At 39.1% G+C, this 24,321-nt stretch carries 17 protein-coding genes and 1 pseudogene; 11 read left to right on the forward strand and 7 right to left on the reverse strand.

The genetic code is table 11. The annotated features are described in order from the left end of the window. Nucleotides 1-205: 205 nt before the first annotated feature. A complete protein-coding gene (locus ACFILO_RS01100) occupies nt 206-4,915 on the reverse strand; it encodes an NAD-glutamate dehydrogenase (RefSeq protein ID WP_375677713.1) in 4,710 nt (1,569 codons plus the stop codon). A gap of 275 nt (nt 4,916-5,190) precedes the next feature. On the opposite strand from ACFILO_RS01100, the gene ACFILO_RS01105 reads away from it, so the two are divergent. From ACFILO_RS01105 to rpsP, 4 genes and pseudogenes are all read left to right on the forward strand, one after another. Further along, complete coding sequence (locus ACFILO_RS01105; RefSeq protein WP_375612226.1) at nt 5,191-5,847, forward strand: carbonic anhydrase; 657 nt, start codon at nt 5,191-5,193, stop codon at nt 5,845-5,847. Between the two features lie 230 nt (nt 5,848-6,077). Beyond that, complete coding sequence (gene ffh / locus ACFILO_RS01110) at nt 6,078-7,646, forward strand: signal recognition particle protein (RefSeq protein WP_375677723.1); 1,569 nt, start codon at nt 6,078-6,080, stop codon at nt 7,644-7,646. 24 nt (nt 7,647-7,670) lie between these two features. Further along, nucleotides 7,671-7,999: pseudogene (locus ACFILO_RS01115) on the forward strand (chorismate mutase). Between the two features lie 16 nt (nt 8,000-8,015). Continuing rightward, complete coding sequence (gene rpsP, locus ACFILO_RS01120) at nt 8,016-8,390, forward strand: 30S ribosomal protein S16 (protein WP_375612227.1); 375 nt, start codon at nt 8,016-8,018, stop codon at nt 8,388-8,390. Nucleotides 8,391-8,524: 134 nt separating this feature from the next. Here the strand turns inward: rpsP and ACFILO_RS01125 are convergent, their stop codons facing one another. After that, nucleotides 8,525-8,740 carry a DUF1674 domain-containing protein gene (locus tag ACFILO_RS01125; RefSeq protein WP_375606032.1) on the reverse strand — a complete coding sequence of 72 codons (216 nt, stop codon included), beginning with the start codon at nt 8,738-8,740 and terminating at the stop codon, nt 8,525-8,527. Between the two features lie 83 nt (nt 8,741-8,823). Between ACFILO_RS01125 and htpX the strand changes: the two genes are divergently transcribed. The 3 genes from htpX (at nt 8,824) to ACFILO_RS01140 (ending at nt 13,092) form a co-directional block, all read left to right on the forward strand. Next, nucleotides 8,824-9,870 (forward strand): zinc metalloprotease HtpX, encoded by a 1,047-nt coding sequence (gene htpX / locus ACFILO_RS01130; protein ID WP_375677714.1) that lies wholly within the window; start codon nt 8,824-8,826, stop codon nt 9,868-9,870. A gap of 47 nt (nt 9,871-9,917) precedes the next feature. Further along, nucleotides 9,918-11,282, forward strand: a complete 1,365-nt coding sequence (locus ACFILO_RS01135; RefSeq protein ID WP_375677715.1) for an RsmB/NOP family class I SAM-dependent RNA methyltransferase — start codon at nt 9,918-9,920, stop codon at nt 11,280-11,282. Between the two features lie 64 nt (nt 11,283-11,346). After that, entirely contained in the window at nt 11,347-13,092 is a 1,746-nt protein-coding gene (locus tag ACFILO_RS01140) for a heparinase II/III family protein (RefSeq protein WP_375677716.1), read from the forward strand. A gap of 924 nt (nt 13,093-14,016) precedes the next feature. On the opposite strand, the gene ACFILO_RS01145 is transcribed toward ACFILO_RS01140, so the two are convergent. The 3 genes from ACFILO_RS01145 to ACFILO_RS01155 all read right to left on the reverse strand — a co-directional run bounded on the left by ACFILO_RS01145 (nt 14,017) and on the right by ACFILO_RS01155 (nt 17,636). After that, a complete protein-coding gene (locus tag ACFILO_RS01145) occupies nt 14,017-14,169 on the reverse strand; it encodes a DUF1127 domain-containing protein (RefSeq protein WP_375612232.1) in 153 nt (50 codons plus the stop codon). A 363-nt stretch (nt 14,170-14,532) separates the two neighbouring features. Continuing rightward, a complete protein-coding gene (gene purH, locus ACFILO_RS01150; protein WP_375677717.1) occupies nt 14,533-16,152 on the reverse strand; it encodes a bifunctional phosphoribosylaminoimidazolecarboxamide formyltransferase/IMP cyclohydrolase in 1,620 nt (539 codons plus the stop codon). A 701-nt stretch (nt 16,153-16,853) separates the two neighbouring features. Beyond that, nucleotides 16,854-17,636: an SURF1 family protein gene (locus ACFILO_RS01155; protein ID WP_375612234.1), complete on the reverse strand. Its 783-nt coding sequence runs from the start codon at nt 17,634-17,636 to the stop codon at nt 16,854-16,856. A 296-nt stretch (nt 17,637-17,932) separates the two neighbouring features. Between ACFILO_RS01155 and rpmB the strand changes: the two genes are divergently transcribed. The 4 genes from rpmB (at nt 17,933) to ACFILO_RS01175 (ending at nt 21,323) form a co-directional block, all read left to right on the forward strand. Continuing rightward, nucleotides 17,933-18,250, forward strand: coding sequence for a 50S ribosomal protein L28 (gene rpmB, locus ACFILO_RS01160; RefSeq protein ID WP_375633587.1), 318 nt, complete (start codon nt 17,933-17,935; stop codon nt 18,248-18,250). Nucleotides 18,251-18,326: 76 nt separating this feature from the next. Next, nucleotides 18,327-19,010, forward strand: coding sequence for a VUT family protein (locus ACFILO_RS01165; protein WP_375677718.1), 684 nt, complete (start codon nt 18,327-18,329; stop codon nt 19,008-19,010). A 556-nt stretch (nt 19,011-19,566) separates the two neighbouring features. Beyond that, a complete protein-coding gene (locus tag ACFILO_RS01170) occupies nt 19,567-20,418 on the forward strand; it encodes a DNA adenine methylase (protein ID WP_375620949.1) in 852 nt (283 codons plus the stop codon). Between the two features lie 8 nt (nt 20,419-20,426). Further along, nucleotides 20,427-21,323, forward strand: coding sequence for a HaeIII family restriction endonuclease (locus ACFILO_RS01175; RefSeq protein ID WP_375632434.1), 897 nt, complete (start codon nt 20,427-20,429; stop codon nt 21,321-21,323). Nucleotides 21,324-21,372: 49 nt separating this feature from the next. Here ACFILO_RS01175 and cobT read toward each other — a convergent pair whose 3' ends face one another. Both cobT and cobS read right to left on the reverse strand, forming a co-directional pair. Next, nucleotides 21,373-23,268 (reverse strand): cobaltochelatase subunit CobT, encoded by a 1,896-nt coding sequence (cobT, locus tag ACFILO_RS01180; protein ID WP_375677719.1) that lies wholly within the window; start codon nt 23,266-23,268, stop codon nt 21,373-21,375. A 14-nt stretch (nt 23,269-23,282) separates the two neighbouring features. Continuing rightward, complete coding sequence (gene cobS / locus ACFILO_RS01185) at nt 23,283-24,263, reverse strand: cobaltochelatase subunit CobS (protein WP_375612717.1); 981 nt, start codon at nt 24,261-24,263, stop codon at nt 23,283-23,285. Nucleotides 24,264-24,321: the final 58 nt, after the last annotated feature.

Consider the following 24,321-nt stretch of genomic DNA (forward strand, 5'->3'; position numbering starts at 1 on the left):
TTTTAAGTCTGAAAGTTTATGTTTTTAGGGTGAGAAATCAATCCTGTTGTTTTTTTGAAATTGTTGCAAACAATTCTATTGTGATAAATAGCGAGATTTTTATTTTTGGTGTTATGTCTAAAATGCAAACTTCTGCTCTGTCTTAGTTGGTTTGTTGTGGTGGTGGGATAGAACGGGAGATTGAGAGGGTCGTTTTGTATTTTCTTTAGGTTTGAAAGCCAATATTTTGAAGTTGAGAAATCAATCCTGCTGCAAAAGTAAAACGAGAAATATTGAGATCATTTTCAATAAGGGCGCTAATGCGGTTTGTAATGTTGTGAATATGATCTTCTTCTGTTTTTTTCCAAGTGTCAAAAGGATCTTTTTTCTTTCCATAATTTTTGAGGATTTTCATAACGATTTGCCGAAAGCTTTCAGAAACATTTTCTTTGGCTTGGCTTAAAGCCATACTATCATAATAATCTACTACAGGAATTATACGACTTGCTTCGTTAATGCGGTTTATACGAATGATTTGCGCAAGTGAAAAGTAGATCTCTGCAGTTTTAATAAGATCACTGTTGCTTTTTTTTGCAATTAAAGAAATATCACAGATTGTTGAAGCAGCTTCCAAGAGGGCTAATTGTTTCGCTAATGCTTTTGGTGCTCCCTCTTCGCTGTAGTGTAATGCTTTTTCTTCAATCTTTTGCTTAATATCGTTGTCGTGAGAATGCATAAGCTCTTTTTCAATAACGCTACGGGCTTGCTTTATTGTTTTTACAATTTCTTCTAGTGGACGTGAGAGATCTATGTTGTGCAAACCCCAATTGGTTGTTTCAAAGAGCATTGGGGTCATTGTTGCGTAGAATTTATTTTGGACAAGACCGGGTATTTTATTATCAAGCTTATCAATTTGCTCAGACAATTGAGGAATTTCGAAACCATCGCGGATGGCAATAAAAACGCGAATAATATTTTCAGTCTTTTGTTCTGTTGCATCGTGTAGTCTATTAACAAAAGTGGGGCCTCCACGATTTACAATATCGTTGGCAATCAGCGTTGCGATAATATTACGACGCAATTGATGGTTAATAACTTCCTTCTTAAAATTTTCTTGAATTTGGGTTGGAAAATAGTTCAGCAGGGCTGTATTGAAATAGTGATCATCAACAATGGGGCTATTAGCAATTTCTTCTTTTAAGGTCAATTTAGCATAGGCAAAAATAACGGCGAGTTCTGGACGGAGAAGACCTTTGCCTTGGGTTGTTCTTTGTCGTAAAATTTGCTCATCAGGGAGTATTTCAACTCTGCGATCTAGAAGCTTTTTTTGTTCCAAATCGTGCATAAAGCGTATTTGATAGGGCAAATCAGTAGTGCTTTGGTTTTCCGCCAAAGAAAGCGCAAGAGGTTGTAGATAATTGTTACGCAAGACGAGTTGCTCGACTTGAGGCGTCATTTTTTTCAAGAGCTTATTGCGATCTTCGCGGGTTAACGTTTTGGCACGTAGTGCTGATGCAAGAACAATTTTGAGATTGACCTCAATATCAGAACAATTCACACCAGCAGAATTGTCAATGGCATCCGTGTTGCATCGACCACCATTTAAGACATATTCAATCCGTCCACGTTGTGTAACACCAAGATTAGCTCCTTCACCAATAATTTTTGCACGCACTTGTTCTCCGGTAATGCGTATTGCATCATTTGCGCGATCACCTACTTGGGCATCATTTTCTGTTGCAGCACGGATATAAGTACCAATGCCACCGAACCATAAAAGATCAACAGGGGCTTTGAGAAGAGCAGAGATAATTTCAAAGGGTGTTCCTGTTTGTTTTTCGAAATCAATGGCTTGTGCTGCTTCAGGTGAGAGAGTAATGGTTTTTTCTTTTCGTGAGAAGATACCACCGCCCTTTGATAATTTGCTTTGGTCGTAATCCTGCCAGCTTGAGCGAGGTAGTCTGAAGAGACGCGTACGCTCTACATAGCTTTCGTCTATGTTCGGATCTGGATCAATAAAGATATCGCGGTGATCAAAAGCGGCAATCAATTTTGTTTGTTTGGAAAGCAGCATTCCATTGCCAAAGACATCACCAGACATATCGCCAACACCGACACAGGTGAAGGGCGTTGTTTGAATATCGTGATTAAATGATTCTCTAAAATGTCTTTTGACGGCTTCCCATGCACCTTTAGCTGTAATACCAATGTCTTTGTGGTCGTAACCTGCTGAACCTCCAGAGGCAAAAGCATCATCAAGCCAAAAGTGGTTTGCTTGGCTGATGGCGTTGGCTGTATCAGAAAAAGTTGCTGTTCCTTTGTCCGCCGCAACAACAAAATAGGGGTCAGGGTCATCATGACAGATGACATTGTGGGGAGAACTTATTTTGCCGTTAATCAGATTGTCTGTAATGGAGAGCAAAGCTGTTATAAAGTCTGTATAAGCTTGTCGTGCTGCTTCTATGATGACAGCACGGTCATTTGTTTGGGGAAGCCGATGGGGATAGAATCCACCTTTTGCACCTGCAGGAACGATAACCGCATTTTTAACTTGTTGGGCTTTGACTAAGCTAAGCACTTCGGTGCGGTAATCTAATGCACGGTCAGACCAACGAATGCCGCCACGAGCGATAGGTCCAAAACGCAAATGGACCCCTTCAACTTCTGGTCCATAAACAAAAATTTCTCGGTAAGGGCGCGGTTCAGGCAAACCTTCAATCTGGCGTGGATTTAATTTGGTGGCTAAAATACGCCGTGGACTTCCATCAGGAAGAGTCGTAAAGGCATTCGTTCGTAAACTCGCCTCGATAAGGTTACAATAACGGCGTAAAATGAGATCATCATCTAAACCAGAGACTTTCCGTAATTTTTCTTCAATGCGCTTTTGAATGACTTGTTGGTTTTTTTCTCGTTCTTTTTCTGTATGGCTTTGATGAAATTTTAAATGAAATAAAGCATAAAGATCTTGGGTAATGTCAGGATAAGCATTTAAAGTTTGGGCAACGCGATCTTGCGAATAAGGCATTCCAGCTTGTTGGAGATAGCGCCCATAATGGCGCAAAATAACAATTTCATGCCAATCAAGCTCAGCTGTTTGGGTGAGAGCATTAAAGCCGTCATTATCAGCATTTTGTGCCCAAATGGCTTCAAAGGTTTCGGCGTGTTTTTGACCGTCTTTTTCAAAATCGATACAGCGTTGGAAAGTACTTTCTAGCTGCATATCATGAAGATACACAGAGCGCCCATTGCCATCTGGTAATTCAAGGGTTTGTTCAGCAATAACGCGAAACCCCATATTTTCAAGGAGTGGTACACGTTTGGAAAGGGCAAGTGCTTCATGGCGGTGAAAAAGCCGAAGAGAAATGCACTGTTTTTCTTTGTTTTGTGCGTGATAAAAGATCACGAAAAGGGGCTTTTCATCATGAAGACTTAGAATATGTCCGGCATCGTTAATAGCGTCTTCAGCTGAAAATAAATCACGATAGCTGTTGGGGAATTCACTGGCTAGACGTGTTTGTTGCTCTGTTATTTTCTTGTTAAGAGCGATGGCTTGAACCCTGTCTTCCCAACTTCGTGCAATCGAACGTACATGTTGTTCAAGTGTGGAGCGCTCGTGAAGGGGAACAGTTTCGTTTCCTTTGCGATGGATGATATAATAGACACGTATAAGGGTGCTTTCCAAAAATAGCGGATAAGATTCAAAAAAGTCACCTTTATAAAGCTCTACAAAATGTTCGCCAACTTTTTCACGCAGGCTGCTGCTATATTGGTCACGCGGTACGTAGACAAGGATAGAAACAAAGCGTCCAAAAGAATCAGTGTGGGCAAGAACCCGTAAACGTGGGCGCTCATCTAATTGTAGAATAAGCTTAGTGTTTTCTGTCAATGTATCAACATCAGAGCGAAACATTTCATCTCTTGGATAGGTTTCTAAAGCACTGATGAGTGCTTTTCCTGAATAATCGGCGTGATTGTGTCCAAGACGTTGAATAATAGTTCGGGCTTTTTCTTTTAAGAAAGGAATTTGCAAAATAGAACGTGTATAAGCTGAGGAGGTAAAAAGCCCTACAATGCGTAATTCTCCACAGAGTTGGTTTTCTTTATCAAAGATTTTAAGACCAATATAATCGAGCCAAACAGAACGGTGAATTTTGGAGCGGCTGTTCGCTTTTGTCACGATAAACAGATTATCGCTTTCCATGAAGGATAAAACTTCTTGAGGAGGTTCTTTCATACTTTTATCGTCAACAATATGAATAGAAGCATCCGTGAGTATACCAAGCTCAATATTACTCGCTGTAAAGGATTTTAGGGGTTTTTGGTCTTTGATGAAGTTGTAAGTGCGCATACCAAGGAAAATGAAATTATCATCCATTAGCCAGTGAAGAAACTCAATGGCCTTTTCGCCTTCTTGTTTGTAGTGCGGGGGAAGACTTATTTGGTAGGCATGAATATGCTTTTCAACTTCTTCAAGCATAGGTTTCCAGTCTTGTACAGCAGCATTAACCTGTTCAAGAACTAAGGTGAGTTCATTTTCAAGTTTTTGTATTTGCTGTTTGTTTAATGACTCGATGTGAATTTGCATCAGACTGATGCGTTTTCCAGAAGCACAATCAATAATGGGGTGTGCAATCAAATAGATATGGTTTTTGTGTTGATTAAAAACATTTAAAATAGAATCCAGAAGGAAGGGTTTGTTATCATTGACAAGCGTGATAACGGTTATAGGTTTGTTACTGCGGGTTAAATTTTGCTCAAAGCAGATGGTATTTTTTCCCGTCTGATGGAGATTAAAAGCTTTTACCGCGATGGCTGTGGCTTTTTGAAGTTCTTCATTTTCATAATAAGCAATATCTTCTTTATCGGTTTGGGCAAAAAGGATTTGTTCTATTTTATCTTGGGTGTTTTTTGTCTCTGTTTTTTTTTGTTGCAACACATTCACTCTCCCTTTTTGCTCTTAAGGGGTCTTTTCTTCTCTTTTTAAAAGCAGACCATTATATTTTTTATATACTGTAACACCTTCTTTCTAAAGAAAATAGCTCTTTATTTGGAAAGAATGAGTTTGTTTTTGCTATTTTTTAGTAATATTTTGTACTTTAAAGAAATATTTTGCTTCAAGGAAAGGGCGCTTTTAGTATTTTTGTATGTTAATAGTTTGTTTTTTAAAATATACAAAATGAAAGTAAAAAAAGAAGCAAAAGTAAAGAGAGAATGGCGCATTTACCAGAAAGACTTTTAAGTGGTTACCAAAACTTTATAAACAATCATTTTTTATATAAAATAGCAGATTATCAGCAATTGGCGATTGAGGGGCAGAAACCTGAAGTTTTGGTCATTGCTTGTTGTGATTCGCGTGCAGTACCAGAAATGATTTTTGATGCTAAGCCAGGGGAAATTTTCACCCTGCGCAACGTGGCGAATGTGGTTCCTCCTTTTTCTCCTGATGACCAATATCACGCAACATCAGCAGCTCTTGAATATGCTGTGCAATTGCTTGAGGTGAGACATATTGTCGTTTTTGGTCATGCCCATTGTGGAGGCATTCGTACTGCTCTTAATGAGACATATAAATCTTTATTATCAAATGATTTTATCGGTCAATGGATAAGTCTTTTAGCACCAGCAGCAGAAATCGTTTTGAATAATAAGTCGTTGTCTTGGCCAGAAAAACAGACGGCATTAGAGCAGCTTTCTATTCGCCATTCGTTGAGAAATTTAGAGACGTTTCCGTGGATAAAGCTTCGCAAAGATCAAGGTTTTTTGACATTGCATGGGGTTTGGTTTGATATCTCTAGCGGAAAATTATGGAGCATGGAACAGGAAACAGGTTGTTTTATGCGTGTTGAAGTTGAAAGTTTTGAAGTATAGTATTTGTTGTTTTTATTTCTTCGTATAAAAAGATATTTTATGATAAAACTTGACAAAGCTGGGGTTTTATTGTTTGAAGGAGCAAGCTTTCAGTGACAAAATTAACTTGGAGCCACCGACTGAGACCCCAGTTTAAGGGTATAAAGAGATCTCAGAGGTCAACATCCGACGGCGCGATGCGTTCTCGGATGCTATTTTGGTTTGTTTGTTATGCAACAATGAGGTAAATGATGTTTGAATCCTTGCAAGAGCGACTTGGTTCTATCCTGTCTCATTTGACGGGACGTGGCGCTTTATCGGATCAGGATGTTGTAGAGGCGCTGCGTGAAATTCGTCGCGCTTTATTGGAAGCTGATGTTGCTCTTGATGTTGTGCGCTCTTTTACCGATAGAGTTCGGGAAAAAGCTGTTGGGGCCGAAATCGTTAAATCAATTAAACCAGGCCAAATGGTGGTTAAAATTGTTCATGATGAATTGGTTCATATTCTTGGAAATGAAACCGTTCTGAGTGATTTAAATGCACCAGCTCCTGTTGTTATCATGATGACTGGTTTGCAAGGTTCGGGAAAAACAACCACAACAGCAAAGCTTGCAAAACGTTTTACTGATAAGCACAATAAAAAAGTTCTCATGGCGTCATTAGATACACGCCGTCCCGCTGCACAGGAGCAATTGCGCCAATTGGGAGAACAGGCAAAACTTGCAAGCTTGCCTATTATTGCGGGTCAGCTGCCCGTTGATATTGCATCACGTGCCGTACAGGCTGCTAAATTGGGTGGTTATGACGTGCTTCTTCTTGATACAGCAGGACGTAATCATATTGATGAAGCTTTGATGCTCGAATTGGCTGAAATTAAAGCATGTTCCCTTCCTCATGAGATTATGTTGGTGGCTGATAGTTTGACGGGGCAAGATGCCGTTCATCTTGCTCGTTCTTTTGATGAGCGTGTAGGGATTACGGGGATTATTTTAACACGGATGGATAGTGATGGGCGTGGTGGCGCTGCTCTTTCTATGCGTGCTGTTACAGGTAAACCAATTAAAGCAATTGGAACTGGTGAAAAAATAGATGCTTTAGAAGAATTTCATCCCAGTCGTATTGCTGATCGTATTCTCGGAATGGGGGATATTGTTTCTTTGGTTGAAAAAGCTGCTGAAACAATGGATCACGAGAAAGCTGCTGCTTTTACAAAAAAAATGCAAGCTGGAAAATTTGATCTGAATGATCTTGCAGAACAGTTGCAGAAAATGAAAAAACTGGGTGGAATGGGCGGTATTATGGGCATGTTGCCAGGAATGGGGAAGGTCAAAGAGCAGATTGCGGCTGCGGGGTTTGATGATCGTTTGTTTGATCGTCAATTGGCCATTATTTCATCTATGACACCCAAAGAGCGGGCGAATCCAGAGCTTTTAAAACATAGCCGCAAACAACGAATTGCTAAGGGGTCTGGTACGACAGCGGCTGATATTAATAAACTTTTGAAGATGTATCGCCAAATGGCTGATATGATGAAAGCCATGGGTGGTAAAGGAAAAAGTGGTTTTATGGGAAAAATGTTGGGAGGCCTTGGTTCCAAAATGGGTTTGGGTGGTATGGGAAACTTGGGAGGGGATTCTCCAGCTATGCCGGATTTGTCGGGATTGGATCCAAAGAAATTCTCAATGCTTCAAAAGCAAATTGAAAATGGTAATGGAGGGAAGCTCTTGCCCGGACTTCCTAAGCGTGGACCTACATTTCCTGGTCTTTCCAATGGCATTGTCGATGGGGGAAATTTTCCTCAGCATCCTAAGAAAAAATAAGATGTAAAGAGGGAGAGGAATATAATGCAGGAAACAGTATTAAACGAATTGGCACATTTACGAGCATCCATTGATAATTTTGATGCAACCTTGATTCATATCTTAGCAGAGCGGTTTCGTTGTACGAAAGCTGTTGGGCGCTTAAAAGCCCGTTATGATTTGCCTAAAGTAGATCCTCTGCGTGAGCAATATCAGGTAGCGCGTTTGCGGCAATTGGCTATGGATAGTGATCTTGATCCTGATTTTGCTGAAAGATTTTTAAAATTTATTATTAAAGAAGTTGTGAGTCATCATGAAGTTATTGCTGAAGAGCAAAAAACAAAAAAGTCAATTTAAACGAAAGCCAGAGCTGACAATAGGAGATAAAATATGGCATTGAAAATTCGTTTGTCCCGTGGAGGTTCAAAAAAACGTCCTTACTATCATATCGTCGTTGCAGATGTTCGTAGTCCGCGCGATGGGCGGTTTCTTGAACGTGTTGGTGCATGGGATCCAATGTTGCCTAAAGATGGACCGAGGGTGAAACTTAATGAAGAACGTATCCAATATTGGCTTGGGCAAGGGGCTCAACCAACAGATCGCGTTTTACGGTTTTTAGATGCAGCTGGCTTGAAAAAGCGTCCAACTCGTAATAATCCACATAAAGGTGAACCGGGTAAAAAAGCACAAGAACGTATAGCAGCAGCAAAGCAAGCGGCAGAAGAAGCAGCGGCAGCGGCTGAAGCAGAATCTGCTACAGCATAAGAAGCATGATTGTTTAATCAACGTGTTTTTAAAAGCTTTAGAAAAATAAATATTATCCGTTTTTGTCTATCAAAAACGGATTTTCTTTAAAAAGCTGCTTGTTTAAACCGCGCTGGTTTTTTTAATCAATGGTTTTAAAAATCAATGGCGCGGCCTTTAATTTCCCAGTCTCCATAGCGGGAAGGGTCTTTGCCGCCGCGTCCGCCGTTTTCTAAAGGTTGTTCTTTTTTTGTTGCGCGTTTTCGTCTTTCTTCAGCTTCTTTAAGGGCGCGTTGTGCTGCGGGAGAAAGAGATTGCTGTTTAATGACAGTTGCATTTTTTTTGCTTGTTTTCTCATCTTTTTTATTCATTTTACACCTATTCCATTGAAGAAGCAGAAAGAAAACACCATCATATAGTATTGATTGACTTTTATCATGGAGTTTTTTGAGTAATGAATATAATGCGTACAGCTATGCTTTTGGCTTTTTTAACTGCTCTCTTTATGGGAGTTGGTTATCTTGTTGGAGGGGGTGGTGGCATGGTCATTGCTCTTTTAATGGCAAGTGGTTTAAACTTTTTTTCTTATTGGAATTCAGATAAAATCGTTTTACGCATGTACGGGGCGCGTGAAGTTGATCAGCATTCAGCACCAGTTTATTATAAGATTGTAAGCGATTTAGCTAAAAAAGCTTCTCTTCCTCAACCAAAAATTTATGTTATTGAGAATGCACAGCCAAATGCTTTTGCAACGGGACGTAATCCGCAAAATGCAGCTGTTGCTGCAAGTACTGGGTTGTTAGAGCGGTTAAGCGCTGAGGAAATTGCCGGCGTTATGGCGCATGAGCTCGCACATATTGAGCATCGCGATACGTTAACAATGACTCTAACCGCAACGATTGCAGGGGCAATTTCAATGCTTGGTAATTTTGCTTTCTTTATGGGAGGACAGCGTAATTCTTCAGAAGATTCTCATGGCGCTGGGGCAATTGGAGGATTTATTGCATTGCTCGTGGCGCCTTTTGCAGCGATGCTGGTGCAAATGGCGATTAGCCGTACACGGGAATATGCTGCGGATCGTAGAGGGGCTGAAATATGTGGTAATCCTTTATGGTTGGCTTCGGCATTGTATAAGATTGCTGATGGGGGACGTGGGGTATATAATGAAGAAGCAGAGCATAATCCAGCAACCGCGCATCTGTTTATTATTAATCCTTTGAGCGGTGAGGGAGCGGATAGTCTTTTTTCGACACATCCAGCAACTGCAAATCGTATCGCTGCTCTTTATCGGCAAGCAGAAGAGTTGAAAGGGGCTCTTGCCAAAAGTGTGGGATGGAATAAAGAAGACGCTATACATGAAAAAAGCAGCGGGATGAACTATGGAGATTTTCATAGTGGTCAGGCTCATGCATTAGGTGAGCAAGAAAACAGTTCTTTTCAGCGTGTTACAAAACGTCCTTCTTGGCTTCGTTATGAAAATTCAAAAAGATCTCGTTCATAGAATTATTGAGAGAGCTCTTGAGAAAACTGTGATATAAAGGTGGTGTTTTGAAACACAAAAAAGCGGGGCATGTGTCTGAAAAAAATGTTCCAGGATTAGCTGTTCGGCAGGTGTGTGTACGTCTTTTGGGGGCGGTAGTTGATAAGTACACGCCTCTGTCTGGTTTGACGGATAATGAACACGGACATCCACAATATTTGAAGCTTTCACAACGAGATCGTTTGTTATGTCGGGCTATTTTAACAGCTTCATTGCGTCATCGAGGGCAGATTATGGCGGCTCTCTCACGCTTTTTGGCGCGTCCTTTGCCTTCACAAGCACTTTCACTTCAGCATCTTTTGCATATCAGTGTTGCACAAATTCTTTATCTTGATATTCCCGATCATGCGGCTATTGATTTAGCTGTGCGTGTGGCGAAACTTGATCCTCGAATGCGCCGTTTTTCAGGGATGGTGAATGCTCTTTTGCGCAATGTTGCACGTGAGGCAGAGCCTTTACGTCAACAAGTTCCTACCATTGAAGGTGTGCCAGCGTGGTTTGGACAGCTTTTAATATCAGCTTATGGAACAGAAAAGGCATATCAGATTATCGCAATTCAAAGTGTGGAACCTCCTTTCGATTTGACAGTGAAATCTGATAGTGGTGGATGGGCTGAAAGGCTTGGCGGTGTGGTATTGCCCAATGGTTCTGTTCGATTGAAGCGTCTGGAGTGTTCTGTTGCTGATTTACCAGGCTATCGTGAAGGGTCTTGGTGGGTTCAAGATTTTGCAGCAGCTTTGCCTGCTTGTTTACTTGGGAGTATTGAGGGTAAACGCGTTGCTGATCTTTGTGCGAGCCCTGGAGGAAAAACAGCACAATTGGCTTTGCAAGGGGCTGAGGTGACTGCAATTGAGCTTTCTGCTAACCGCATAAAGCGTTTAAAAGAAAATATGGAACGGCTTCATTTTTTAGTTCACATTTGGAAGGGCGATGTGAGAAATTTCCATTCAACACAGCTTTTTGATGCGGTTCTTCTTGATGCTCCTTGTTCTTCTACAGGAACAATCCGTCGTCATCCAGATATTTTATGGACGAAATCGAGGGAAGATATCGTCAAGTTAGCGGCGTTGCAATATGATTTGCTTGTCGCAGCAATTTCTTTGGTAAAGGAGGGGGGACGGATTGTTTTTTCCAATTGTTCATTGGCAAGAGAAGAAGGTGAAGATCTTATTGAGAAAATTTTATCGATACGCAATGACATTGTTTTAGACCCTATTTATCCAGAGGAAATGGGAGCACTGGAACATTTGCTTTGTGGGGGGATGTTACGGACAACGCCTGCGGATTTTTGTCATAAAAATTTTGATGCTGAGAAAACCGTATTTTTAGGAATGGATGGTTTTTTCGCTGCGCGCTTACGAAAAATTGCTTAATTAACGCTTCATTTACAAAAATGGTCGAAATTGTATTTGATTCAGCATAAATGGAGATGAAATTTTGGCGGTTGCGGTAAAAGCTCCTCAGGTAAAAGTGGCAGCCTGTATCGATATGATACAGAATGTTATGCGGCGTTTATGGGTTGGACCATTGTTTCGTTGGCGATTTTCAGGGTTTCGTCCTCATAAAATTTTAGCGCATCCCATGGATTTGCATGTAGCTGATCCGATGATGGCGCATGAATTTTATCATGGTCGTTTTGCTTTTGCTGGTCATATTGTTCATTCTGGTGCTGTTTCGCCGTTTTCATTGGTTCCACCAACGCTAGAATGGGAAGCGGCTCTACATGATTTTCATTGGTTGCGCCATATGGAGGCAGCAGGAAGTGATTTAGCTTCTGCACATGCACGCTCTCTTTTAGAAGATTGGTTTGACCATGCTGGCAAGAAGGTAAAAGGACTTGCTTGGAGTGGTCCTGTTGTGGCGCGGCGCTTGATTTCATGGATTTGTCATTCGAAAATGTTGTTAGAAGGGGCAAGTGAGCGGTTTGAAAAACGCTTTTTGCGTGCACTTGGTTTGCAATTTCGTTATTTGCGCGTAACAATTTGTAGTATGGAGCACAATGATCAACGTTTACAAGCAGCAGTAGCTTTGACATTCGCATCTCTTGCTTTGCCTGTTTCTGCGGCAGTGAAAAAAAAGGTACAAACCACACTTATAGAGGAGCTTTCCCGTCAAATCCTAGTTGATGGTGGGCATATTTCCCGTAGTCCTGTTATTTTGCTGAATTTGTTATCGGATTTATTGTCGTTACGGCATCTTTTTATGCGTAGCAATGAAACAGCACCCCGTATTTTAATTGATTCTGTTGAGCGTATGTTACCAGCTTTACGATTCTTTATCCATGAGGATCAAACGTTGGCCCATTTTAATGGGGTTGGTCCCCTTGTGTCGGAACGATTATCATCGCTTTTGGAGCTTGATGAAACAGGAGGGCATCCTTTTAGTTATGCCCGTTATTCAGGATTTCAGCGCTTAAAAGCCAATCAAACAACAGTGCTTGCAGATACAGGAAAGTTTCCACCCCGCTCTGTAGCACAGCAGGCTTGTTCGGGGTGTTTGTCTTTTGAAATGTCTTCACAAGGGCACCGTTTTATTATCAATGCCGGTGTTAATCCTGATGGGCGGGAAGAGTATCGACATTTAGGGCGTGTTACTGCAGCACATTCAACAGCTACGCTTAATGATTGTTCAGTGGGTGCTTTTTATCATAAAAAGAAAAATGGCGCGCCATTTTTGTTTGATGGACCAACAGATGTTCAAGTGTGCCGTATAGAGGATTCAGAGAAGACAGGTTTTATTGCGAGTCATAATGGTTATGTGCGACCCTTTAATCTTATTCATGAGCGTGGTCTTATTTTGGCCACAAATGGAGATACGATCGAAGGTTTTGATCGCTTTTTTATGCCAAATAAAGGGGGAAAGAGACACAAGAGTGTGCAAAATGAACAAAATCATGTTGCTGTTCGGTTTCATCTTCATCCACAAGTTGAAGTTAACTATGATGGCAAACGTGTGTGTTTAGCCGTAAAGAACGAGAACGTGAAGAGCGAACAAGTATGGTATTTTATATCGCCTGACGCAGATATTTGTCTTGAAGATTCGATTGATTTTGCAGAATTAACAGGTCCACAACGGACACAACAGATTGTTTTATATTTTCGTCCTGCATTTCAGGAAAAAGTTCGTTGGCGTTTTATCCGTAAAGCATTTGATAAAAAATTAGAACATTGTTCCAACCCATAGTATATTGCGTTTTATCTTGTGTGTCGCAAAACATTATTGTTTATTGTGGTAATATTCTCAAAATTTGAAGATCATATCAATTTTATACACGAAGCATTTTTTGGGAGTATGGGTTGGATGTTTTTAGGCAAGGTTTGCTCATAGAATCTCATGAGGTGATGCTAAAGGGATTGGCTTCAGAAAAAAGGTTTTTGAAAGACCATTGTTGACAGATGAGTACTAGTTAAGGATTTTGATCCTTTAAAGATATGGAGAGAAAATTAAGCCGTTGCTTATCTTCGATAAGTTTTTAAGTGTGCTGTTGGGATCAATATTTCTCTCTGAGAGAGTTGCATTAATAGGATTACGCTCTTCACGAAAAACAGAGCGCTATTGTATTGTATATTCACGGACTTATTTTAAAGAAAAATCCCTTAACGCTTCCAAGCCTATTTTGCGACGATGCCCGTGATGGGTATAACGGTAAATCCATTAAGCACCCCCATCTTTACGCTTATGAAGGAGCAGCTCGGCACTATCACACTATTTATCAGTGCCCAATGTTTGTAACAAGCTCTTGGCACTAGAGATGGTTCATAAGAGGCATTTTTAGCCTTTTCTTAATAGCTTTTATCCATACAGCTCTCCCCGCTTGTAACGTGCAGGCGAATGGTTTTTGTTGATTCAACATACACAGATTTGAAATGAGAGAATCTTACGGTATTCGGGGTTCTAATTTAATATGAATAACGCTAAATTATTATTACAAATCAAATGTTGTACATCACAGAAGCATTGAAAATTCGAGAAACAATACATAACAATGGCCGAGAAAAATAACTCTTCTGCTCTTTGTTATTATACTAAAAATGAAGTTATAATAACAAACCACAAAATGCGCGCTTTTTCATAGCAAAGCATTCTCTCAAATATCTCAAACAACTTTCATAAAGATCTACGCGAATAACGTCGTGCAATTGAATCAATATCACCTCGACAAATTCCAAGATCGTTGAGTTCATATGTTGAAAGACGACTTAACGCATTAACGGTTCGACGATAACGGCGCCAATTACTATAAAAACGTAGAATATTCATATCCTCTACTCAAACTTTTCATTACACTCTCTAGTTTAAGAATAGAGTATATTACTAAAAAGAGTTGTGTTATAATATCATAGCAGGTATGCATCTAATACAAGATAATGTCCCTTTAACATTTTTCTCATGCGAAAGGGTAACCATTAAAAATATCAACAAGAACATCTTATCCCTAACCAATGGCTAAATTATGTGCATTGGCTAAATTATGTGCATTTTCTGCGGTGATAAACTTCTTCACGTGTAGCTTCTTTGGATTGAATAACTGCTTCCATTTCAACAGTTATCAATAGTCATACGATAATTATGAAAAATTCCTTGAAACATTTGTCTCATACGAAAAGAAAAGCAGCAAAATTATTAATGGCGGAAGTGACGTGTTCCTGTAAAAACCATCGCTAACCCCTGTGCATCAGCAGCGGCGATAACTTCTTCATCACGCATGGAGCCTCCTGGTTGAATAACTGCTGTTGCTCCTGCTTCAGCTGCTGCTAATAAACCATCAGCAAAAGGAAAAAATGCATCTGATGCAACAACAGATCCTTTTGTGAGAGTTTCTGTTAAGCCTGCTCTTTGCGCACTTTCTGCTGCTTTACTTGCAGCAATTTTTGCTGAATCGATGCGGCTCATTTGTCCGGCTCCAATTCCAACTGTTGCGCTATTTTTCGCGTACACAATAGCATTTGATTTAACGTGCTTTGCTACACGAAAAGCAAATTGAAGATCACGCATTTCATCTTGAGTTGGTGCCCGCTTTGTCACTACTTGCAATTTAAGATCATCGACTACCACGTTATCACGTGATTGTACTAAAATGCCTCCTGCAAGTGTTTTCGCAAGAAGTCCTCCACAGCGTGGATCAGGAACTCCACCTGTAATGAGCAAACGAAGATTTTTTTTCTTGGCAATAATTTCACGTGCCGCCATTGTGGCATCAGGAGCAATAATCACTTCTGTAAAAATTTTAACAATCTCTTCAGCACATTCCTCATCAAGGGTTTGATTTAAAGCAACAATTCCACCAAATGCCGATACATTATCACACATAAGAGCTTTCAAATAAGCTTCTTTCAAATTTTCTCCTTCCGCAACACCACAAGGATTGGCATGTTTAATAAGAGCGACAGCAGCGGTTTTTTGCGGATCAAATTCTGCCACAAGTTCAAAGGCTGCATCTGTATCATTCAGATTGTTATAAGAAAGTGCTTTGCCTTGTAAAAGTTTTGCTGTTGCAATACCAAAACGTTTTTCATTATTGCGATAAAATGCTGCCTGTTGATGTGGATTTTCTCCATAGCGCATAACACTTTCAAGATGACCAGAAAAACTCTGCCACGATGGAGTTTCAATTTCTAAATCCCTTGCAAACCACGATGCTATTGCCGTATCATAAGCAGCGGTGTGTGCATAAGCGCGCATTGCTAGCTGATGACGCATAGATAAGCTTAAACATCCATTATGCTGCTTTAATTCAGCTAAAATCGAATCATAATCTTTTATCGCTGTTACAACACCGGTATAAGCATAATTTTTTGCCGCGGCGCGAATCATCGCCGGTCCACCGATATCAATATTTTCAAGAATCGTTTGCCCATCAGCTCCCGAAAGGATCGTCTCTTCAAAAGGGTAAAGATTCACCACCAAAAGATCAATTCCATAAATGCTGTTCTTTTCCATAGCTTCCCTATGGTTAGGATCTTCTCTTACCCCTAACAAAGCACCATGAATCAAAGGATGGAGTGTTTTTACACGCCCATCCATTATTTCAGGAAATCCGGTAACTTCAGCAACATCTTTTACGGGTAAACCAGCCGCTATGAGGGTTTTTGCTGTTCCTCCTGTTGAAATCAATTCAACATTGTAAGTAGCATGAAGGGCTTGTGCAAAAGCAACCACACCCGTTTTATCAGACACAGAAAAGAGAACACGACGAACCCGATGAAGATCAGGTATGGGAAAATTTTTGGCAACAACACCCATAACAGCAGCCTTAAAAATGAAAGAGTTAAAATTCTAGTAAAACACGCTTATACGTTTATAGCATAAGCCTTTAGCAAAATACACTGAAAGGATAAACTGTCTTTTTAGAATATAGGATGATTCACCTTTTTCTATTATCCTGTAAAAACCTCTCATTTGAGGTGTGGTGATAGGTATAAAAGTCTCATTGAGACATTAAATATTTTTTTGTTGCTTATAACTCAATATCTCATCTTCATAGCAGTTTTGAAACAAAAAATGCATCCGTATGTTCTCTGCTATATTAGCCTTTATACTAGATGAAGGCGAAAGTATTGCGTATATCAATTGGAGTAATCTCTGAAATGGGAAATAATCTAATGAAGCAAGAATATAAAATTATAAAGGCAAAAATGAGTGCTCATCTTTCCTATCATTTTTAAATTTAACTTTATATTTTTCAAAAGCGTTTATGACAATTCTTTTTAAGAGTGAAGATAATGCATTTCTTCACATTTTAGGGCATTACATCTTTAATGAATCAACCCTATTTTATGACGATTTTTTGAAAAGTGTCGCGTAAATCTTTTGTGGATGGTATAAAGATCTATTGTATGCCTATGATCTTTATTTAACAAAGGCGCAAGTTGGTAGATTTTATTCTTTTTATCAGTTTTCAAGATTCTAAAAATTTTTGTTACTTGAGATGGAAGAGGTATTTTTTAGTTTTTTTGCCGTAGCAGAAAAAGAAAACCTCCTAACACACCAGCAGCTAAAATAAACCACGTGATTGCATAAACGAGATGATTATTTCGAAAATGGATAATCGTAAGACCAACGACGGGAAGTTTTGCTTGTGGAGATGTTTTTCTGGCATCAATGAAATAAGGGGCAACAGTGGACAAACCAAGTTTTTGTGCCATAGCGGGGAGATCGCGCGTATACCATAAATTTTTGTCAGGATTATTTTTACGCGGGAAAAATCCATTTTTTTCACTCATGCGTAATAAACCTATAATCGTTGTTTGTTCTGTGTCTGTGGTAGAATTTTGCTGAGATAAGGCATTTGTATGCGATTGCTCTGTGTTTTGAAAATTGTTACGTTCATCCATGGGGATAAAGCCACGGTTGATAAAGATCAGTATATTATCAGCAGTTTGTAAGGGAGTCAAAACCCAATAGCCTGTAGTATTTTGAGCGGCAGCAGTGACTAAAATATTTTTATCTGTTAAAAATTTTCCTGTGATAATAACAGGTTGATATTCATATTTTTCAAAAGTAACATCTGACCATTGATTTTTTGGAGGGGCTTTTATGGGGGGTAAATGAATGCGCTGATTGGTACTGGTGATAAGATTTGTTTTCCAGTTTAACCGTTGTACTTGCCATATACCTAATGCACTGAAGAGAAGAAAAAAACAAATACATAAAGTTCCAAATAAAAAAGAAGAAAAACGGCAAGAATTTCCCTGAAGCTTTGTCATGGGGGGGTCTTTTTTGCTCATGATTTGTGCTTCCTTTCGGGACAATAGGCTTTTATTCTAACATGGTATATATTAAAAAAAACATTTTGTACGCGTTTTGGTGGAATTTGCACGCCTTATTGAGGAAAAAGATGAAAAATGAGCCAACAAGAGATGAAAAAGGTTTTATAAAAGACTTGACCTTTTGTTGTCGACCCCCTATTAGAAAGAAACTTCCCAATGATGCCCGTTCAAGGTTGCATTGCGCGTGTTTTGCGTTCATTGTGTCCTTTGGGTATGGGGATTTGAAAGTTTCTTAGAGTTTAAGGGTGAAGTTTATGTCTCGTGCATGTGAATTGACAGGGAAGACGGTTCTGTATGGTAATAATGTTAGCCATGCGAATAATAAGACTCGGCGTCGTTTTTTACCAAATCTTTGCAATGTGACATTGATTTCAGAGGTGTTACAGCAAAGTTATCGCTTGCGTATTTCAGCAAATGCATTGCGTTCTGTTGAGCACCGCGGTGGTCTTGATGGTTTTTTGATTAAAGCAGACGATAAAGAGTTGTCACAACGTGCGCGTTTGTTAAAACGCCAAATCGTTAAGAAAAAAGCTGAGCAAGAAGGTGAGCAGAAGGCTGAACAAGCAGCGTAATTTTCAGCGTTATTGTTTTTGGCTTTTTTCTTTTTGATCGCTCTGTTTTATTGGTTCCATATCCCAGGTTAAAAAAATGTCTTCAAGCGGTCCTTTATTAAAACAGCAAAAGAAAAGGTATGTTGTTTTTTCTATTTTTGCAATGTGCCTTGCTGTCACGGCTTCTAATATTTTAGTTCAATATCCTGTCTATTGGTTTGATTTGAATGAGCTGTTGACTTATGGGGCTTTTACCTATCCATTTGCTTTTCTAATCAATGATTTGACCAATCGTTTTTATGGTCCATCTGCTGCGCGGCGTGTGGTTTATGCTGGTTTTTTTACGGGTGTCTTTGTTTCTTGGATATTGGCGACACCACGGCTTGCACTTGCTTCTAGTTTTGCATTTTTATTTGGGCAACTCCTTGATATTGTTGTTTTTACTCCTTTGCGACGTAAAACATGGTGGAAAGCACCTTTAGCAGCAGCGTTGGTTGGTTCAGCTTTGGATACAGTGCTGTTTTTTGCTCTTGCTTTTTCTAGCTCGTTTGCTGTTCTTGATAAGATAACAGGCTATGCTGATAGTTCACTAGTGGAGAGTACTGTTTTGGGAGGGATAGGCATGCCAGTTTGGCTATCGCTTGCTTTTGGTGATTTTTCGGTAAAAATTATTATGAGCCTGTTTATGTTGATTCCTTATGGAACAATTCTTAATATTGTAAAGCTTCCTCTTTATCAAAGTCCTTCAAAGGATGATTCTTCTTTTGTTTGTAACAAATAATGGTCTTTGTTCTTTTGTTTTGCTAAAGAAGAGGGGAGGGGAGTTCTGTCCTCTAAGGGCAGAATTTAAGCGGATTTATAAGAGGTATTTTGATTCTTTTCTCAAGTTGTATTTATCCATACATCATCTATGCTTACGATGTGTAAGGAAATGGTTTTGACTGATTCAGTATGGGATAAGAGCATCTTATCAGCATTAAAAACAGATAATAAAGCTCTTATAAAGGATCAAAAATGTTTTGTTAAGAGTTGTGATGTCTTACTTATGATTATTTGAGCTATAAGAAACTTGGTTCTTATAAAGGAAAAAACATTTCGATATACATTTGGGTAGTATATAAATAGAAAAATAAATACCAATGGTATCAAGTCTTTTTTGACAGTTTTAAAATTTGGTTATACTGATATTTATCATTATTTTAGTAACAAATGTTTGTGCAGATATGTTAATGAATTTACAATTTGTTATAATGCGATCTCTGTAGAATTTGGCAAACGCTTCGAGTGTTTATTTTAGATAATTGTAGGTTAGAAATGCGATACTTGGAGCTGATAGTATGAATAAAATGATAAATCAAACAGATCATACAGAGGCTTTATTTGATAATTTTGTATTAACTTCCTTGAAAAAACAGAGAGAGACTAGGGAGTTGCCTATTGTAAAATCACCTCTTCGTTATCCGGGAGGGAAAAGTCGTGCTGTTCCTATGATTATTAATAACTATATAAGGAAACAGAAAACTTTATGTTCTCCTTTTGTGGGAGGCGGTTCAATTGAATTAACCTTAGCAAAAAGAGGAACAAGGGTTTATGCTTATGATGCTTTTAAGCCGCTTGTTATTTTTTGGCAGATGCTTTTGAAAGATGCTTCAGCTCTTGCAGAAAAAGTGAGAGAATATGAAGATATGACTCCCGTAATGTTTTATAATCTCCAAAAAACTTTTGGGAATATTAAAAATCAATTAGAGATTGCTGCCGTTTTTTTTGTTCTTAATCGTTCTTCTTTTTCCGGAACGACACTTTCTGGTGGTATGTCTCCAGGACATCCCCGATTCAATTATCGTTCTATTGAACGGCTTAAAGATTTTAAGATTGAAAACTTCATAGTGGAACACAGAGATTTTACAGAAAGTATTCCTAAACACTCTAACGATTTTCTTTATTGTGATCCTCCGTACCTTATTAATCAAAAACTTTACGGTCACAAAGGCGATAAACATAATTCTTTTGATCATCAAGCTCTTGCTGAACTTTTGAGAAAGCGTCAAGGATGGGTTTTATCTTATAATGATTGTGTGGAAGTTAGAGAACTTTATAAAGGACATACAATACTTAATCCTGAATGGACTTACGGTATGGGAAACAATAAAAAATCAAATGAACTCGTAATTTTGAGTAAGGATCTTTAGGAAATTGCATGAATCAGGTAGAAAATGGAAAAGCCTTTGAATATGCTTTGGCTATGGGTTTTAAAAAAGCAACAAAGGCTTCTATAGAGTTTAATTCGTCTTTTCAAATAGCGGAGTCTTTTTATAATTTATTTAATGATACTGAAAAAAGGCTTTTAAATCTTGCTTCTATTGAAGCAGCCGTTTTTTTACAGTTACATGATAAAAATATTAGAAACACGAAAACTATTGTTCTTCAGGAAGATTTTGTTGGGATCAAAGGAGATGTCCGTGATATTATTTTAAAAGTTCCTGAAAATCCTATTGGTATTTCTGCAAAACATAATCATAGCGCTATCAAACATCCTCGCCTTTCCAGTAAAATAGATTTTGGTAAAGAATGGACAGGTTATTCTTGTAGCAGCGTTTATTTCAATGAGGTTAGGCCTATTTTTGATTATTTAGCAGAGCTTAGAGATAAGAAGATGTTCTTTAGAGATATAGAGGATAAAGACAGCAGAGTTTATCTTCCAATCCTAGAAGCTTTTTCTAAAGAACTTCAAAGGCTTTGTTTAGATTATCAAGATAAATTTGTGAAGCTATTGTTTCAGTATGTTATAGGTTCTTATGATTTTTATAAGATTATGATAGATACAAGATCTAAACAAAAACGGGTTATTATTCAGTCTTTTAATTTGAATGGCACTCTAGGATATGGTCGTAAATGGAAAATTCCAAGCAAAATTTTATCCGTTTCACTAAAACCAGAAAGTAAAAACAAACTCATTATAATTTTTGAAGGTGGTTGGAGCATTTCTTTTAGGATTCATAATGCATCCAGTAAAGTAGAAGCTTCCTTAAAGTTCGATATTCAATTTGTGGGATTATCTTCTCAGGTTGTTAGTCATCAAATTCCGATGGTTTAATGATAGAGATAATTTTTTAAAATGTAATCGTTGCTGATTCAAGGCAGGTTTATTTCTTATGAATATGAGTTCTTTTATCACTAAAAAGTATTTCTAATTGTTTTGTTATGGCGTCGGCGAGTTCTTCAGCATTCATAATTGTTACAGCACGTTGATAATAACGTGTGACGTCATGACCAATTCCAATGGCAATGAGTTCGATAGGGGAGTGTGTTTGGATTTCTTGAATCACTGCGCGTAAGTGTTTTTCTAAATAATTGCTGGAGTTGACCGATAGTGTCGAATCGTCAACAGGAGCACCATCAGAAATGACCATGAGGATGCGACGTTGTTCACGCCGTGATAAAAGGCGTTGATGAGCCCAAATCAAAGCTTCTCCGTCGATATTTTCTTTTAATAATCCTTCTTGCATCATTAAACCTAAATTGCGTCGTGCGCGACGCCATGGGGTATCAGCACTTTTATAGATGATATGGCATAAATCATTGAGGCGTCCAGGATTATGGAGTTTGTTTTGGGTAAGCCATTGTTCGCGCGATTTTCCCCCTTTCCAAGTTTTGGTGGTAAAACCTAAAATTTCAACTTTGACACCACAACGTTCAAGAGTTTGTGCCAAAATATCAGCACAACTTGCAGCAACGCTAATGGGGCGTCCGCGCATTGAGCCAGAATTATCAATGAGGAGTGAAACAACTGTGTCCCGAAATTGGGTGTTGCTTTCCATTTTAAAAGAAAGGGGTTGCATGGGGTCAATAATTAGACGTGGAAGCCGTGTTGTATCAAGATATCCTTCTTCAAGGTCAAAGTTCCAGTTGCGATTTTGTTGCGCCATCAAGCGGCGCTGGAGACGGTTTGCTAAACGTCCAACGATGTTTTGGAGATGATTGATTTGCTTATCAAGATAACGGCGTAAGTGATCTAACTCGTTTTCAGAACAAAAATCTGTTGCTTCCAAAATTTCATCAAATTGACGGGTGAAGATTTTATAATTGCCAAGTTTTTGCATTTGTTCCGAATCAGAAAAAAGGTGTTTGGGTTTGCTCGGCTTTTCTTGCCAAGGTCCATTTTTTTGCTCGCCGTCAGCTTGATCATTGTTGTTTGATTGTGTCGCTTGTATTTTTCCATCATCTTGCACATCACTTTCTTGTTCAGTGCTGGTTTGTTCTTCACTTTGAGCGTGTTTTTTGTTTTTACTCTCTTCTTCTCCTTGGTCTTGAGGTTCACACGCATTTTTTAATTTTTTATTGTTTTCACTGTTAGAAGCTTCAGTTTGTTGCACTGTCATTTTGAGTGTAACAAGCATTTGGCGAACAATCTGTGCAAAAGCTTGTTGGTTGTAAATATGATGTGGGAGTTCATTGAGTTCTGCTGCTGCTTTTTGTTCGAGTTCTTTACGCCACAATTCTAAGACAGAACCCGCTTCTCTTGGAGCTGCGCGCTTTGTTATTTTTTCACGCAATAAAAGTGCAATCGCTTCTTGGATGGGGGCTTCACTTTGGTTGCTAATTTTATGATAATGGGCTCTTTTGTATTTATCGGCGAGCATGACATCAAGATTTTTTGCAAGTCCCTCCATGGTTAAAGTACCAATTGCTTCAACACGTGTTTGTTCGAGGGCATCAAAGATAGCACGTGCTTCTGATTCTGGTGGAGAAAATTGCATGTGAATGCGGTTGTCATGCCATGCTTTGCGCAGAGCCATGGAATCACCTAGTCCGCGGGTAATAGTGATGTCTTTATTCGTTGCGTATTGAGGTAATTCTGGTAAACGCGCGCAACTTTCGCTTAAAGATGGTCGGTTATGACTAAAGGAAACTTCAAGGTTGTTTGTGCCTGCAATTGCACGCATACAGGTGGAAAGTGCTTTTTTAAAAGCTTCAGCATTAAGAGTGTTGTTGGAAGAATCTTTTGCCGGATTTTTGTTGTCGCCAATATCGGTAGCCATGAGTGACAGATTCCTTAAGGCGAAACACCATGAATGAGTGATTCGGGAAGCTCTTGTCCAAAGGCGCGTTGATAAAATTCTGCAACAGTGGCACGTTCGAGTTCATCACATTTATTGAGAAAGGTTAATCGGAAGGCAAAGCCGACATCTTGAAAAATTGTTGTATTTTCTGCCCAAGTAATGACGGTACGTGGACTCATGACAGTTGAAAGATCTCCATTGATAAAAGATTGGCGTACCATATCAGCAACATGAACCATTTGTGAAATTGTCTTTTTTCCCTCAGCCGTTTGAAAAGATTTGACCTTTGAACAAATGATATTAACCTCTTTATCATGGGGTAAATAATTGAGTATCGTAACAATAGACCAGCGGTCCATTTGAGCTTGATTGATCTGTTGGGTACCATGATAGAGACCGGTTGTATCACCAAGACCAATGGTGTTTGCCGTTGCAAAAAGACGAAATGCTGGGTGTGGAGAGATGACACGGCTTTGATCAAGTAAGCTTAGTTTTCCAGAGGTTTCAAGAACGCGTTGGATGACAAACATAACATCGGGACGCCCCGCATCATATTCGTCGAAAACAAGAGCAATATTATTTTGATAAGCCCATGGCAAAATGCCCTCTTTAAATTCAGTGATTTGTAAGCCATCTTTTAAAACGATAGCATCTTTTCCTACAAGATCGATACGACTTACATGACTATCGAGATTAATTCGAAGACAAGGCCAGTTAAGACGTGCAGCAACTTGTTCAATATGCGTTGATTTCCCTGTACCGTGATAGCCAGAAACCATTACACGGCGGTTAAAGGTAAAACCTGCGAGAATCGCTAAAGTTGTTTGCTGATCAAAAAGATAATCAGGATCGATATCAGGAACATGGGGACTTTTTGTGCTAAAAGCAGGGACTTTCAGATCTGTTTCAATATGAAATAGATCGCGAGCACAAAGTGTAATATCGGGCAAATTTTCAACGGTAAGATTTGTCATTATGTTTCTGGAAGGGAGAGGACGCTATTTATTCATTAGAAACGATACAAGAGTTAAA

It is taken from the genome of Bartonella sp. AP72JLCBS (assembly GCF_042195705.1).
Classification (GTDB): domain Bacteria; phylum Pseudomonadota; class Alphaproteobacteria; order Rhizobiales; family Rhizobiaceae; genus Bartonella.